Source organism: Streptomyces sp. NPDC093111 (assembly GCF_040683955.1).
In the GTDB taxonomy this organism is placed as follows: domain Bacteria; phylum Actinomycetota; class Actinomycetes; order Streptomycetales; family Streptomycetaceae; genus Streptomyces.
The window spans coordinates 101,405-116,412 of record NZ_JBFBNW010000024.1 but is presented as its reverse complement, the minus strand read 5'-3'; the positions used below and the strand labels follow the sequence as shown (position 1 = coordinate 116,412).

At 75.0% G+C, this 15,008-nt stretch carries 8 protein-coding genes; 3 read left to right on the top strand and 5 right to left on the bottom strand.

What is annotated here, in order from left to right:
* Positions 1-355: 355 nt before the first annotated feature.
* On the bottom strand, positions 356-922 hold the full coding sequence (locus AB0Q96_RS33310) for a MarR family transcriptional regulator (protein WP_329422541.1): 567 nt from the start codon (positions 920-922) through the stop codon (positions 356-358).
* A 142-nt stretch (positions 923-1,064) separates the two neighbouring features.
* On the opposite strand from AB0Q96_RS33310, the gene AB0Q96_RS33305 reads away from it, so the two are divergent.
* On the top strand, positions 1,065-2,342 hold the full coding sequence (locus AB0Q96_RS33305; RefSeq protein WP_365332073.1) for an MFS transporter: 1,278 nt from the start codon (positions 1,065-1,067) through the stop codon (positions 2,340-2,342).
* A gap of 7 nt (positions 2,343-2,349) precedes the next feature.
* On the opposite strand, the gene AB0Q96_RS33300 is transcribed toward AB0Q96_RS33305, so the two are convergent.
* Positions 2,350-4,026 (bottom strand): SpoIIE family protein phosphatase, encoded by a 1,677-nt coding sequence (locus AB0Q96_RS33300; RefSeq protein ID WP_365332059.1) that lies wholly within the window; start codon positions 4,024-4,026, stop codon positions 2,350-2,352.
* A 106-nt stretch (positions 4,027-4,132) separates the two neighbouring features.
* Complete coding sequence (locus AB0Q96_RS33295; protein ID WP_365332057.1) at positions 4,133-5,509, bottom strand: NAD(P)/FAD-dependent oxidoreductase; 1,377 nt, start codon at positions 5,507-5,509, stop codon at positions 4,133-4,135.
* Between the two features lie 353 nt (positions 5,510-5,862).
* Between AB0Q96_RS33295 and AB0Q96_RS33290 the strand changes: the two genes are divergently transcribed.
* Together AB0Q96_RS33290 and AB0Q96_RS33285 are read left to right on the top strand one after the other, a co-directional pair.
* Positions 5,863-6,618, top strand: a complete 756-nt coding sequence (locus AB0Q96_RS33290) for a helix-turn-helix domain-containing protein (RefSeq protein ID WP_365332055.1) — start codon at positions 5,863-5,865, stop codon at positions 6,616-6,618.
* A gap of 220 nt (positions 6,619-6,838) precedes the next feature.
* Positions 6,839-8,872, top strand: a complete 2,034-nt coding sequence (locus AB0Q96_RS33285; RefSeq protein ID WP_365332053.1) for a sigma-70 family RNA polymerase sigma factor — start codon at positions 6,839-6,841, stop codon at positions 8,870-8,872.
* Positions 8,873-8,910: 38 nt separating this feature from the next.
* Here AB0Q96_RS33285 and AB0Q96_RS33280 read toward each other — a convergent pair whose 3' ends face one another.
* Both AB0Q96_RS33280 and AB0Q96_RS33275 read right to left on the bottom strand, forming a co-directional pair.
* Complete coding sequence (locus AB0Q96_RS33280) at positions 8,911-12,117, bottom strand: BTAD domain-containing putative transcriptional regulator (protein WP_365332051.1); 3,207 nt, start codon at positions 12,115-12,117, stop codon at positions 8,911-8,913.
* Between the two features lie 306 nt (positions 12,118-12,423).
* Entirely contained in the window at positions 12,424-14,532 is a 2,109-nt protein-coding gene (locus AB0Q96_RS33275) for an asparagine synthase-related protein (RefSeq protein ID WP_365332049.1), read from the bottom strand.
* Positions 14,533-15,008: the final 476 nt, after the last annotated feature.

Sequence of the window (15,008 nt, the reverse complement as noted above, 5' to 3'; positions counted from 1 at the left end):
GAGTTCTCAAGGTGCGGACGCTTCCTTTGTACTTACCCTCTCGGGCTTTCCTCCGGGCGCTTCCTTCGTTCTTGCGTTTCCGACTCTATCAGATCCTTTCGGGCCTGATTCCCAGTCGGCGGGATTTTGTCTTTCCGGCTGTTGGGCCGTTCCGACGTCTCAAACTCTAGCGGATTTTCCCGGCGACTCATAATCGAGTCTTTCGAAATGAATTTCGGCATGCCGAAATTCGTCCCGGATGGGAGATCGTACGGAGTTGAGGTTGCCGCTTTCGCGGCGGGATGGCTGCCCCGGAACCGTCCGGCTCCGTGACAACTCGGAGAACACTACGCGTCTCCTGGAGACACGTCAACCCTCAGTCGAGGTCCGTCAGCCGCCCGCCGGCGTCCGGCTGGGTCAGCTCCACGCGGCGGAGCAGGCGGATCAGCATCTCGCCCAGGGCGCCGCGCTCCTCGGCCGACAGGTCCTGGAGGAGCTCCTCCTCGAAGTCCGTCGCCATGCGCATCGCCTCCAGCCACTTCTGGCGGCCCTCGTCGGTCAGCTCGACGATCACGCGCACCCGGTTCGTCTCGTCGCGGTCGCGGGTGACCAGGCCCTCGCCCGCCATACGGTCGATGCGGTGGGTCATCGCGGCCGGAGTGAGGCCGAGGCGCTTGGCGAGCTCGCCGGGGCCGAGGCGGTACGGGGCGCCGGAGAGGACGAGGGTCTTGAGGACCTCCCACTCCGCGTTGCTGATGCCGAGGTCGGCGACCTGGCGGCCGTACGCCACGTTCATGCGCCGGTTCAGCCGGCCCAGGGCGGAGACCACCACCTCGACCTGGGGGTCGAGGTCGCGGAACTCGCGCTGGTAGGCGGCGATCTGCTCGTCGAGGGTCGGCTCCTGCGGTGGCCGCGGGCCGGACTGCTCGGGGGTGTCGGACATGCGGGGAGTATCCCACGCGGCTCGTTGGCGTTGAAGTCCTTCTATGTGTATTGTTAAGGATCTAATTTTAGTGTTGAAGTCTTCAGGGTTCAGAGCTACAGACCTGAACCCGCGACTGAAGTGGGTGAGTGTGACCAAGGCGATGGGCGCGGCGATGCGCCGGATTCAGGCAGGTAGCGCGCTGAGCGCGTTCGGACTCGGCTTCACCGTGCCGTACCTCTATGTGTACGTCGCTCAGGTGCGGGATCTGGGCGCGGCCACGGCGGGTGTCGTGCTGGCCGTCTTCGCCATGGCCGCCCTCGTGGTCCTCCCCTTCAGCGGGCGCGCCATCGACCGGCGCGGGCCCGTGCCGGTGCTGCTCGTGGCCTCGGTGCTCGCCGCGGTCGGTGCGCTCGGGATGGGTCTCGCCTCGTCCGTGCCGGCGGCCGTGGGGGCCGCCGCGCTGCTGGGTGCCGGTACGGCCGTGATGCAGCCGGCGCTCGCGACGATGATCGTCTGGTGCTCGACGCCGGAGACCCGTACGCGCTCCTTCGCCATGCAGTTCTTCCTGCAGAACCTGGGTCTGGGCGTCGGTGGTCTGATCGGCGGCCAGCTGGTCGACACGAGCCGGCCCGGCAGCTTCCTGCTGCTGTTCTCCATCGAGTCGGTGATGTTCCTGGTCCTCGGCGCGATCGTGCTGACCGTGCGGATGCCGGGTTCGGCCACGCTCCCCGGTGCGCGACCGGCCGCGGAGAAGGGCGGCGGGATCCGGGCGCTGCTCCAGCACAAGGCGATGGTGCAGCTGTGCGTGCTGGGCTTCGTGCTCTTCTTCGCCTGCTACGGACAGTTCGAGTCGGGCCTCGCGGCGTACGGCACCGAGGCCGCCGGCATCGCGCCGTCGACGCTGGGCATCGCGCTGGCCGCAAACACGGCCGTCATCGTGGCCGCCCAGTTCCTGGTGCTGAAGTTCGTCGAGCGCCGCAAGCGGACCCGGGTCATCGCGGCGGTCGGTCTGATCTGGACCGTGGCGTGGCTGTTCGCCGGGTACGCGGGCCTGGGCCACGGCAGCCAGGCGATGGCGACGGCGGCGTTCATCTCCACGTACGCCCTGTTCGGGCTCGGTGAGGCGATGCTGTCGCCGACCGTGGCGCCGCTGGTGGCCGATCTGGCGCCGGAGTCGATGGTCGGTACGTACAACTCGGCCTTCGCCCTGGTGAAGCAGCTCGCGCTGGCGGTCGGTCCGGCCGTGGGCGGGCCCATGGGGGCCGCGCTGCACGGGCCGTACATCGTGACCTTCGTGCTGTTCTCGCTCGGGATCACGTTCCTGGCGGTCCGGCTCGGCAAGCAGCTCACGCCGGTGCAGAACCAGCCGTCGCTGGCGGCGAAGCCCTCGCGGGTGGTGGCGCGCCACCAGCCCGCGAAGGAGACCACGTCCGCCTGACCCTCTTCTAGGAGGGCGGGTTCGGCAGGGCGAACTCGCACCACACCGCTTTACCGCCGCCCGGAGTGCGGCGGCTCCCCCAGGACGAGGCGATCGTCGCGATGATGGAAATCCCGCGACCCGCCTCGTCCTCCGTTTCCGCCCTGCGGCGGCGCGGGAGGTGGTCGTCGCCGTCGGTGACCTCGATGATCAGGCGCCGGTCGGTGCGGCGGAGCCGCAGGCGCATGGGCGGGGTGCCGTGCTGGAGGGAGTTCGCCACCAGCTCGCTGGTGGCGAGGACGCCGAGGTCGCACAGCTCCACCGGGAAGCGCCAGCTGGCGAGCACCCCGGAGGCGAAGGCACGCGCGCGGGGCGCGGCCTCCACGCCGCCGAGCAGCTCCAGGGCCGCGTTGTGGAAGAGCTCGGCGTCGGCGCCGCGGCGGGCGGGGTGCTGGACGACGAGGACGGCGACGTCGTCGTCGTGCTCGGCGGTGACGCCGAGGGCGCGGAGCAGGCGGTCGCAGACGACCTGCGGGGTGCCGGTGGCGCCGGAGAGGGCGCGCTCCAGGGCGGCGACGCCCTCGTCGATGTCCTCGCGGCGCCGTTCGACCAGGCCGTCAGTGTAGAGGACGGCGGTGGAGCCGGGCGGCAGGGCGATGGTGCCGGAGGTGTGGAGCCAGCCGCCGGTGCCGAGCGGGGGTCCGGTGGGGTCCTCGGCGCTGCGGACGGTGCCGTCCTCGTCGCGGACGAGGATCGGGAGGTGGCCCGCGGAGGCGTAGACGAGCCGGCCCTCGTTGGGGTCGTGGACGGCGTAGACGCAGGTGGCGATCTGGCTGGCGTCGATCTCGGCGGCGAGGCCGTCGAGCAGCTGGAGCACCTCGTGCGGGGGCAGGTCGAGGCGGGCGTAGGCGCGGACGGCGGTGCGGAGCTGGCCCATGACGGCGGCGGCGCGGACGCCGCGGCCCATGACGTCGCCGATGACGAGGGCGGTGCGGCCGGCGCCGAGGGTGATGACGTCGTACCAGTCGCCGCCGACGGCGGCGTCGGCTACGCCGGGCTGGTAGGTGGCGGCGATGCGCAGGTCGTCGGGTTGTTCCAGCTCCTGGGGGAGCAGGGAGCGCTGGAGGGTGACGGCGGTCTCGCGGTGGCGGCGCTCGCTGGCGCGGAGCCGTTCGGCGGCCTCGGCGTGGTCGGTGACGTCGGCGGCGTGGACGAGGACGCCGCCGTCGGGGAGCCGCGGGCTCTCGACGGGCAGGCAGGTGACGGTGTAGGAGCCGCCGTCGTGGGTGCGGCGGGACTTGACGGTGCGGGGCTTGCCGCTGCGCAGGACCTGGTCCATGAGGGGGAGCAGGCCGAGCTCCTCCGCCTCGGGGCAGGTGTCGGCGACGGTGGCGCCGGCACGGCGGGGGCCGAAGGCGGCGGCGTACGCGTCGTTGACGTACGCGATGCGGTGCTCCGGGCCGTACACGAGCGCGACGAGGCCGGGGAGGCGGCCGACGATCTCGCGGACGGTGAAGTCCTCCAGGGCTGGGACCTGGGCGGTTTCGGCGGGCTCGGCGGCGTCTGCGGCGTCCGTCGCCTCTGCGGCGGGATGCTCCATCTGCTGCCCGTACTCACCGCGGGCCGCGGGCACGGAGCCTTCGGTCCCCCGCGCCGCGCGGCGCTGCGTACCGGGGAGCCGGGCGCTCCAACGGGTGAAGTTCACGGATCTGTATGCCTCGTGGTGTCGTTGCCGTGCAGAGTCACTCTGTGCAGGTGTGAGCCCACCTATGGTCACACGTCCAGTGTGGACGAGTGCACTGACAGTGATGTCAGCCCGAGGGCTCGTCCTCGCCGGACGGCTTGGGCGCGGGCGGGGGTGCGGCGGCGAGTTCGAATTCGGCGCGCGGGTGTTCCAGCGAGCCGAGGGAGACGATCTCGCGTTTGAAGAGGCCGGAGAGGGTCCATTCGGCCAGGACGCGGGCCTTGCGGTTGAACGTGGGGACCCGGCTGAGGTGGTAGGCGCGGTGCATGAACCAGGCCGGGTAGCCCTTGAGCTTGCGCCCGTAGACGTGGGCGACTCCTTTGTGGAGGCCGAGCGAGGCTACGGAGCCGGCGTACTTGTGTGCGTATTCCTTGAGCGGTGTGCCGCGCAGGGAGGCGGCGATGTTCTCGGCGAGCACCTTCGTCTGGCGGACGGCGTGCTGGGCGTTGGGGGCGCATTCGCGTCCGGGTTCTGCGGCGGTGACGTCGGGGACGGCGGCGGCGTCCCCGGCGGCCCAGGCGTGTTCGACGCCCTCGACGGTGAGCCGGGCGGTGCAGCGGAGCCGTCCGCGTTCGTTGCGGGGCAGGTCGGTGGCGGCGACGAGCGGTGCGGGTTTGACGCCGGCGGTCCACACGACCGTACGGGTGGGCAGGCGGGTGCCGTCGCTGAGGACGGCGACGCGGTCCACGCAGGAGTCGAGGCGGGTGCCGAGGCGGACGTCGATGTTGCGGGCGCGGAGCTCGCGGACGGCGTAGCGGCCCATCTCCTCGCCGACCTCGGGGAGGATCCGTTCGGATGCCTCGACGAGCACCCAGCGCAGGTCCTCGGGCTTGATGTTGTGGTAGTACCGCGCGGTGTAGCGGGCCATGTCCTCCAGCTCGGCGAGGGCCTCGACGCCCGCGTAGCCGCCGCCGACGAAGACGAAGGTGAGGGCGGCGTCGCGGATCGCGGGGTCGCGGGTGGAGGAGGCGATGTCCATCTGCTCGATGACGTGGTTGCGCAGGCCGATGGCCTCCTCCACGGTCTTGAAGCCGATGGCGTGGTCGGCGAGGCCGGGGATCGGCAGGGTGCGGGAGACGGAGCCGGGGGCGATGACGAGTTCGTCGTAGCCGAGGTGGACGTTCCCGGTGCCTTCCTCGTCGGTGGCGAGGGTGGAGAGGGTGACCGTGCGCTTGGCGTGGTCGACGGTGTGGACCTCGCCGATGATGATCCGGCAGCGGTCGAGGACCCGGCGGAGCGGGACGACGACGTGGCGCGGGGAGATGGAGCCCGCGGCGGCCTCGGGGAGGAACGGCTGGTACGTCATGTACGGCTCGGGCGTGACCACGACGATCTCGGCCGTGCGGCTTCTGAGCTCGGCCTTGAGCTGCCGCTGGAGGCGCAGCGCGGTGTACATCCCGACGTAGCCACCGCCGACAACGAGAATGCGCACAGGTTCGGTCACTGTCCCATGACGCAACGCCGTTCGGGGTTTGTCCACAGGCCCGGCAAATTGTGTGACCGGAGCGGGGCGGAGGCGTGGGGTGGCGAAAGGGCCGGGCCGGTGGTGAACTTCGCAGGTCAGGGTGGGGGAGGCCGGTGGGCCGTGGGGTCGGAATCGGGAGGGTTCCGGTCCTTGCTCCGATCGGGGGGCGCACCGTACGGAACTGCCCCTTCTGAATTGACCCGGACTCAACTATGTTCGTACCTCGTCGGAGTGTCGGATCGCCGTGCGTGGACCACGGGCGCGATGCGGTCGCAGCTCCGTGTCAGGGCGGGGAGTCTCCGGGGGGAGACATCATGAGCGGGGGAACGCTTATGCATATTCAGGATTCGTATGGACAGCTCCGTACGGCGCAGGGCGCGCCGAACGGGCGGTCGGCGCCGCTCCGGGTGGACGCGCAGCGCAATCTGGAGCACGTCCTGCGGGCCGCGCGCGAGGTCTTCGGCGAGCTGGGCTACGGGGCTCCGATGGAGGACGTGGCGCGCCGCGCCCGGGTCGGGGTCGGCACGGTCTACCGGCGCTTCCCGAGCAAGGACGTGCTGGTCAGGCGGATAGCCGAGGAGGAGACCGCGCGGCTCACCGAGCAGGCGCGGACCGCTCTCGGCCAGGAGGACGAGCCGTGGTCGGCGCTCTCCCGGTTCCTGCGGACCTCGGTCGCCTCGGGCGCCGGCCGGCTGCTGCCGCCGCAGGTGCTGCGGGTGGGCGTGGACGACGTGCTGCTTCCTGTGGGTGCGCCGGAGGACGCGGCGCGGGTTCCGGCGCAGCGGGTCTCCGTGGCGCCCGGCGCTCCCGCGGTGAACGGGTACGGGGACCTCGCCGAGCAGCGGGTGGCCGTGCCGCGCGCGGTGCCGGCCGAGCTGGACGACGCGGGGGCCGCGGAGCTCCTGGAGGTCGTGGGCCGGCTGGTGGGCCGGGCGCGTGAGGCGGGCGAGCTGCGGCCGGACGTGACGGTGTCCGACGTGCTGTTGGTCATAGCCACCGCGGCGCCCGCGCTGCCGGACGCGGCGCAGCAGGCGGCGGCCTCGTCGCGGCTGCTCGACATCCTTCTGGAGGGCCTGCGTTCGCGGTAGGCACGCGCCCTCGCTGGGCACGCTCCGCGTCGAACACCGGGGTGACGGGTCGGCGGTCCGGGTGACCTCCGACCCTCACCCGAACGGGTGAGCGGTTACGCCCGGGGCCGGGAAGTCGCCCCGGACGAGTGGTAAGTGGACGCGGGGGTTCGGCGTGCCCGCGCTCTGTGGCAGGCTTGACCGGAGTTCGGGTCCGAGCGTGCAAACGGGGGCTTCCGCGATGAGCGGTGACAGTCGGGACGAGACGCCGGGCGCCGGTGGCACCACGGAGACCGGAGGCCCGTCCTCCGCTCAGGTGCCCAGCCAGGGCAGATCGATCGGCGCCCCGGCCGGTGCGGGCCCCTCGGGCGCGGGCGCCGGCTCCACCGCCGGGCCGGTCCCCGAACCGAGCGTGCCGCAGCAGCGCGAGGGCGGCGTCCACCCCGGTACGGGTGCCCCGTCCACGGCCGACGAGCAGGACTCCGTACTGCCGCCGCACGACCTGCCGCCCTCCGACTCCGAGCTCGTCCAGCTCATGCGGGACGGCGACGACACCGCGTACGAGGAGCTGTTCCGGCGCCACTCCGAGGCCGTGCGCCGCTACGCCAGGACCTGCTGCCGGGACGCGCACACCGCCGACGACCTGACCGCCGAGGTCTTCGCCCGCACCCTTCAGGCGGTACGCGGCGGGGCCGGGCCCGAACAGGCCGTGCGCGCCTACCTGCTGACCGCCGTCCGACGGGTCGCTGCGACCTGGACGAAGACGCAGCGGCGCGAGCACCTCGTCGAGGACTTCGCGGTGTTCGCCACCGAGGCCGCCCACGGCTCCGAGGCCGCCGACCCCGTCGCCCCCTTCGGAGCGGGCCTGGATCTCGGCGCCGACGTCCTCGCCATGCACGAGGCCGAACAGTCGATGGCCATGCAGGCGTTCCGGTCGCTGCCGGAACGCTGGCAGGCGGTGCTGTGGCACACCACGGTCGAGGAGGAGTCGCCCAGCGAGGTCGCCCCACTCTTCGGCCTGACCGCCAACGCGACCGCCGTGCTCGCCAGCCGGGCCCGCGAGGGACTCAAGCAGGCCTATCTCCAGGCGCACGTCAGCCAGTCGCTCACCGCGGGCGGCGACTGCGCCCGCTACGCCGACCGGCTCGGCGCGTTCGCGCGCGGCGGGCTGCGGATGCGGGCCGAGCGGGGGCTGCGCAAGCACCTCGACGAGTGCGCCAAGTGCCGGCTGGCCGCCGGTGAACTGGCGCACGTGAACGCGGGCATCCCCGCGCTGCTGCCGATCGCCGTCATCGGCTGGTTCGCCGCCGGGTACTCGCTCAAGGCCGCCGGTGTCGTCGCCGGAGGCGTGGCCGGTGCGGGCGCGGCCGGGGCCGCGGCGGCGGCCACCGGCGCCGGCGCGGGGGCCACCACCGGTACGGCCGGGGCCTCGTCCGCCGCTGCCGCCGAGGGGCTCGGCATCCCCGCGAAGGCGGGCATCGCCGCGGTCGCCGCCGTCGCCGCGACCGCCGGTCTGGTCTGGGCGCTGACCGGGTCCGAGCCGCAACCGGTGGCCCAGCCCACGGCCACGCCGTCGGTGATCGCCCCCGTCGAACCGGCGCCGCCCGCCCCCAGGCCGACCCCGAAGCCGACGCCCCCGCCCGGACCGGCAGCGCCGCCCGCGCCCGAGCCCACCCCCAAGCCCACACCGAAGCCGACCCCGGTGAAGACGGCGAAGCCGAGCCCCCGGCCGACGCCCACCCCCACGCCCACTCCCACGCCGAAGCCGACGCCCCGGCCCACCCCGCCGACGGCCTCGGCGAAGCCGTCGCCGCCCCCGCCGCCCGTGCCCCCGGCCGTCTACCAGGTCAGCCGGCTGGAGTACGGGATCTTCGGCGACGGCACCAAGCCGGAGGTCAGCCTGAGCGAGAGCAGCTGGATGTGGCAGCGCTCGGGCCTCTCCATGGACGCCACCCGCTACGCGCACGGCGTCAGCGTGCACGCCCCGTCCTCGCTGCTGATCGACCTCAACCGGCAGTGCGCCAGCTATGACGCGGTCGTCGGCATCGACGACCTCACCCTGCCGTTCAAGCAGGTCGGCGGCGTCCGCTTCGCCGTCTACGGGGACGGCGAACGCCTGTGGCGCTCCGAGGTGATCCGCCCCGGTGACGCGCCGGTCCCGGTGCACGTGGGCATCGCGGGCCGTCGCCAGATCCGCCTGGTGGTCGAGGAGCACACGCCGTTCGGCCGGGCGGCCGTGGCGGACTGGGCCCAGTCGCAGATCAGCTGCTCCTGAGACCGGGGCGGGCTCCAGCCCCCCCCTCGGGGCGGGACCTACTCGGCCGTGCCCGTCCCGTACGGCTCCACCAGGGCCAGCACCTCGTCGATGCCGAGGCCCCGGCCCGACGCGCGGAGGGTCGCGGCGGCCCGGTCGCCGAGCTCGGCGCGGGCCCGGTCCATGACGGCCTCGGTCTCGCGCAGCTCGGCCACGGCGCGCGGGGTCTCCGTACGCCACCCGTCGCAGGCGCCCAGCACCCGTACCGCCACCGCGCTCTCGCCGGCCAGCGCCAGGGCGGTGGCCAGGCCCTCGGCGAGGCCCGAGGTGATGAACTCGGAGCACATCGCGTCCCGGGCGCCGCGCAGCGCCGCCGCCGCGGAACCGACGGCGGCGTGGCCGCCGCCCTCGTGGGCCTCGATGCGGGCGGCGAGCCCGGCCACGACCGCCAGGAAGTGCGGCGGCGGGCCGGCCCCCGCGGCCAGCGCCCCGGCCTTCTCCACATGGCGGCGGGCGGTCGGCACGTCCCCCTGGTCCAGGGCGATGAAGGCGCGCAGGAGGCCGACGTACGTCCGGGTGTCGCCGGTGTGCAGGCGCTCGGCCTCGGCCTCCGCCTCGTCGAGGCCCCGGGCGGCGGCCACCTGGTCGCCCTCGCGGAAGTCGAGCTCCGCGAGCCGGGCTATGAGGAACGGCGTCTCGGCGTGCGCGCCGACCTCGCGGGCCAGGGCCAGCCCCTCCCGATACGCCTCGCGGGCCTGCGCGTGCCGGCCCCGCATGATGCTGGCCTCACCGGCGGCGCCGGCCACCTGGGCCCGCATCCAGCGGTCGCCGACCTTCCGGGACAGGACGTGCAGCTCGGCGAGGTCCGCGTCGACGCCGGCCATCCCGCCGGGCATGTCGACCGCCATGTGGGCGCGGAACATCAGGCTGACGCCGATCTCCCACTCCCCGCCGTGACGGCGCGCGTTGGCGACGCCGATGTCGAGGAGGGCGCGGACGTCCACGGGTTGGTCGGTCAGGTACGCGGTGAGCGGCCACAGCAGCCCGGGGAAGCTGGCGGACTCGGGCCCGGGGTCGGTGGCGAACGCGGCCCGCACGCGGGCGACGAGCGCGGCGGCCTCCGGGTCCTCCCGGAAGTCGACGACGGCCTGGCTCTCCACTCCGAGGAAGAAGTGCAGCAGGCGCAGCCGCATCCGGGGCCAGAAGCGCGGGTCCGTCCGCTCCGCCGGGTCCTCGCCCAGCGCGAGCGCCCGCTCGGCCCAGCCGAGGGCTTCGGGGCGGTAGTTGCGCAGCCACCAGAACCAGCCCATGGCGAAGACCAGCCGGTGGGCGGCGGCCTCGTCGGGGGCCGTCACGGCGGTGCGGTGGAGGGCGGCCCGGATGTTGTCGAGGTCGCGCTCGATCCGGGTGATCCAGGGCAGCTGCTCCCCCGACCGCAGCAGGGGTTCGGCGGTCTCGGCGAGGGCCGTGAAGTGGGCGGTGTGCGCGGCCTCGGCGGCGGCGAGGAGCTCCGGGGTCTCGGCGGCGCGCTCCACCGCGTACTCGTGGATGGTCTCCAGAAAGCGGTAGCGCATCTCGCCGTCGTCCGTGGGGGTGGCGACGACCAGCGACTTCTCCACCAGGGCGCCGAGCACGGAGAGGGTGTCGGCGGAGGCGTCCGGGTCCAGCGCCTCGGCGGCGGCCAGGTCCCAGCCGCCGGCGAAGACCGAGGCCTGGCGCAGCAGGGCGCGCTCCTGGGCGTCGAGCAGCTCCCAGGACCAGTCGACGACGGCCCGCAGCGTCTGCTGGCGGGGCAGCACGGTGCGGGAGCCGGAGGTGAGGAGGAGGAAGCGGTCGTCGAGTCGGTCGGCTATCTGGCGCGGGGTGAGCAGCCGCAGCCGGGCGGCGGCGAGCTCGATGGCGAGGGGGAGGCCGTCGAGGCGGCGGCAGATCTCGTCGACGGCCGCGAGATCGTCCGCCACGCGGAACCCGGGCCGCACCGCGCGGGCGCGTTCGGCGAACAGCCGGTGGGCGGGGTGCGGCGGGAGCGGCTCGACGGGGCGGACCGACTCGCCGGGGACGCCGAGGGGTTCGCGGCTGGTGGCGAGGATGCGCAGCCGGGGGCAGTGGGTGAGGAGGGTCTCGGCGAGGGCGGCGGCGGCGCCGATGACGTGCTCGCAGTTGTCGAGGACGAGGAGGAGCGGGCGGTGCGCCAGGTGCTCGACGAGCTGGGCGGTGGGGTCGTCGTGGACGGGCTGGCCGTCGCGGGCGATCAGCTTGGTCTCGCGCAGGCGGAGGGCGGAGAGGACGGCGCCCGGCACGGCCCCGGGGTCGTCGAGCGGGGCGAGCTCGGCGCTCCACGCGGCGGGGCCGACGGTCTGGAGGGCGGCCTCCTCGGCGAGACGGGTCTTCCCGGAGCCGCCGGGTCCGGTGAGGGTGACGAGCCGGGAGCGGTCGAGCTCGGCGCGGAGCGCGGCGAGTTCGGGCTCGCGGCCGACGAAGGAGGTGAGCCGGGGCCGGATGTTGCCGGGCTCGGCGGCCGGGGCGGCGGCCGGCCGGGGCGGTGGGGGCGCCTCCCCGGTGAGGAGTTCGGCGTGCAGGGCGGTGAGCTCCGGGCCCGGGTCGGTGCCGAGCCCGTCCGCGAGGGTGCGGCGGGCCTCCTCGTACGCGGCGAGCGCGTCGGCCGGGCGGCCCTCGGCGCGCAGGGCGCGGATGCGCTGGGCGTGGAAGGTCTCGTCGTAGGGGTACGTGGCGGTGAGCTCGGTCAGCTCCGGGACGAGCCCCGTGGTGGCACCGCGCCGCAGGTCGGCCTCGACGCGCTGCCGGAGCGCGGCGAGCCGCTGCGCCTCGGGGCGCACGCCCGCCTGCGCGGGGAGGTCGGCGAGGGCGGGGCCGCGGAAGAGGGCGAGGGCGGTGCGCAGGAGCGCGGCGGCGGCGCCGGCGTCCCCCGCGTCGAGCCGGGCGGTGGCGTCCCGCACGTGCCGCTCGAACACGTACAGGTCGATGTCCTCGGCCCCGGCGACCAGCCGGTACCCGCCGGGCCCGGAGGCGACGGCGTCCTTCCCGAGCACCCGGCGCAGGCGTCCGACGAGGGCCTGGAGCGCGGCCGGCGCGTCGTGCGGCGGCTCGTCCCCGTACACGTCGTCGACGAGCTCCCCGACGGACACCACCCGCCCCCCGCGCCACGCGAGCGCGGCGAGCAGCGCCCGCAGCCGGGCCCCGCCGAGGGGGAGCGGGGCGCCGTGGGCGTCGAGGGCGTCGGTGGTGCCGAGGATGAGATACCGCACCGGAACATTGTCGCGGCTGGGGGTGTGGGGCGCCTCGGGGTTTCCCCGGAGAGGGGCGCGGGGGCGCGGTCGGCACGCGCCGGTGCGAGGAGCGGCCCGAGGTGATCGCGGCGGCGCGCGTCCCGCCCGCGCCGCCTGCACCTCCCGCACGCCCCGCACCTCCCGCACGCCCCGCGCCGCTCGCACACCCCGCGCCGCTCACACCGCCCGCACGCCTGCATCGCCCGCACGCCCCGCACCGCCCGCGCCGCCCGTACGCCCCGCGCCGCCCGCACCGCCCGCGCCGCTCACGCCGGCAGGCACCTCTCACGCCGGCAGGGACCGCGCCGAGGGGATCAGGGGGCCCGGCACCGCCCGGTGGCGGGGGGCCGCGGTGCCGGTCCAGCAGGAGCCTCGGCGGGCCAGGAGGCGGCGGAGCCAGAGTTCGGTGGAGACGAGGTCGGCGAGGCCGTCGAGGGGGATCTGTTCGCCGTCGGCGGCGGCGCGCAGGGCGTGGCGGACGACGCGGGCCTCGATCAGGCCCGCGTCGGCGAGGAGCGGGGCGTCGAAGAGGGCGATCAGGTGCGGGAGCGCGGCGCGCAGGCCGGTGCGGGTGGTGGCGGCGGGGACCGCCGAGTGGGACGCGCCCCAGCCGGTCGGGAGCTCGCGGATGCCGGCGCCGGCGAGGACGGTGCGGAGGATCGTGGCGCGGGCGTCGGGCTGGACCCGCAGCGATTCGGGCAGGTCGCGGCAGGCCCGTACGACCTGGTTGTCCAGGAAGGGGGCGTGCAGGCGCTGGCTGCGGATCTCGGCGGCCTGTTCGAGGACGCGGTGGTCGGCCGCCGCACGGGCGAGGGCGGCGCGGGCGCGGGCCTCGCCGGGGCGCTGGACGGAGGCCGGCAGGGTCGCCGCCCGGTTCAGGCGAACCGATACTTCGGCCAGTGCCTCACCCGTCAGCCAGCGCGCGGCGGGGCCCGGCCGGGACCAGGCGAGGGCGGAGAGCGACGCCTCCAGGGGGCCGTAGGCCCCGTTGGGCGCCTGGTTGGCCTCCAGGACGCGGGTGGCGGCGGCCTCCAGGCCGGTGCGGTAGGGCGTACGGGCGAGCCGGCGCGCCGCCCGGTACACCTGGAGCGGGACGAGGAGGGCCCCCGCCGAGGGGCCGGTCGCCTTGGCGAGCGCCGTCACCGGGCGCACCAGGGAGCGGCGCCGGCGGTCCATCAGCAGGTCGGCGAGGCGCGCCGGGTGGGCGTCCAGGACCTGGCGGGCGCCGAAGCCGGTGAAGTGGTCGGCGCTGCCGCCCGCGAGCCGCCTGCGGTGCCGGTCGGCCGACACGAGGGAGGGGCCCGGTTCGTCGGTGAGCGGCCCGTCGAGTTCCGCGTACGGCAGGGCCTCCTCGCCGGCCGCGACGACCACGTGGTGCAGTCGCGGGTTGGCCGCGATCTCCCCCGCGCGGGCGAGCTCTTCCCGGCTGCCCGCGCCGGCCAGGTCGTTGAAGGTGACGGCGAGCAGGCGCTCGCCCGCGCCGGTGCCGTGCCCGAGGACGGTGCCGGGGACGCCCGGGAGCCCGGCCGCGAGCAGTGCGAGGGTGCCGGAGGCGCTGCCGCCGGACAGGTCGGCGCCGATGCCGGGGGCGGGACCGCCGCCGCGGGCCGCGCGCCGGTCGGCGGGCCCCATCCCGGGCACCGGCCCGGGGTCGGGGAGCGGCGCCTCGGGGGCGTGCCGGGGCGCGGTGAGCCGGGCCCGCACGGCCTCGACCAGGGCGTCCCGCACGCCCTCCACGGCCTGCCGGGGGTCGGCCTCGGGCGCAGCCACGGCGAGGGAGGCGACCGGGTCGTAGCCGGTGATCTCGCGCGAGCCCTCGCGCAGGATCAGCGCGTGCCCGGGCGGCACCCGGCGGACCCCTTCGTACGGGGTGGAGTCGCGCAGCGCCTCGGGGGTCTCGGGGCAGGCGAGCAGCGCCGCCAGGTGTCCGATGTCGAGCTGGGCCTCGGTGAGGTCGGCGAGCGGCAGCGCCGCCGTGCCGTACGCCGTGCCGCCCGCCCAGGGGGTGTGGAAGACCGGCCGGGCGCCCGCGAGGTCACCGGTGACGGTGATGCGGCGGCCGACCTTGACGACGGCGGTGTAACCACCCGCCCACGCGGTCAGGTGCCGCAGTGCGCCCCCACGCGCGGTGAGCAGTCCGCGCCGCAGTTCGGCGTCGCTCGCCGCGCAGCAGCCGAGCACGGCGAGGCGGGTGTGTTCGTCGACGCTCACCAGGCGCACCTCGTCGGGCCGCCAGTCGCCGACCGCCCACAGCGGATCGGGGTCGCCCCACAGGAGTTGCGCGCCCACCGGGTGGACCGTGCGCCCTTCGGCGGGGTCGCCGACGGTCCCGGCGGAGCCGGGCGGGGCGCCGAACCGCGCGGCGACACTGCTCCAGCCCACCAGCCACCGCATCGCCGCCTCCACAAAGGTCGAGTGGAGGACATGCTGCCATGCCGACGGCGCGCACGAGGCATCGCGAGGGGGCGAATGCGCCCCTGGCATGGGCCAGTTGTGCCCGGCCCGAACGCCACCCGACGACCGGTGGACGACCGTCTGGTTTCGGCCATTCTCGACTCGGCCGAGGCCCGAGAACGGATCGGGAACGCCCCCTGGGGAGGGCTCCCGGCGCGGCGGGAGCTCGCGGCAGTCCGGGAGGCGGTCGCCTCCCGGAGCCGTCCGCCGCCCGCGGGGAATGGGGCAGCGGTGTCCCCCAGCCCACCCGACCCGGACAACGGTCCTCGGCCAAGTGGGCCGACCCACGCAGCACTCATGGAAGCGCTCCCCCAGGGGACCGGCGAGAGCGCACGAGCGGGCGCACGGCCACACGACGGGAGCACGGCCGGCACCCACGGCCGGACCGCTCAGCCCATCACACAACAATCTCGCCA

What these genes read in the sequence shown, in the direction of transcription:
- AB0Q96_RS33310 (WP_329422541.1), bottom strand. Translation starts at nt 922, where the DNA reads ATGTCCGACACCCCCGAGCAGTCCGGCCCGCGGCCACCGCAGGAGCCG.
- AB0Q96_RS33305 (WP_365332073.1), top strand. Translation starts at nt 1,065, where the DNA reads ATGGGCGCGGCGATGCGCCGGATTCAGGCAGGTAGCGCGCTGAGCGCG.
- AB0Q96_RS33290 (WP_365332055.1), top strand. Translation starts at nt 5,863, where the DNA reads ATGCATATTCAGGATTCGTATGGACAGCTCCGTACGGCGCAGGGCGCG.
- AB0Q96_RS33285 (WP_365332053.1), top strand. Translation starts at nt 6,839, where the DNA reads ATGAGCGGTGACAGTCGGGACGAGACGCCGGGCGCCGGTGGCACCACG.
- AB0Q96_RS33275 (WP_365332049.1), bottom strand. Translation starts at nt 14,532, where the DNA reads ATGCGGTGGCTGGTGGGCTGGAGCAGTGTCGCCGCGCGGTTCGGCGCC.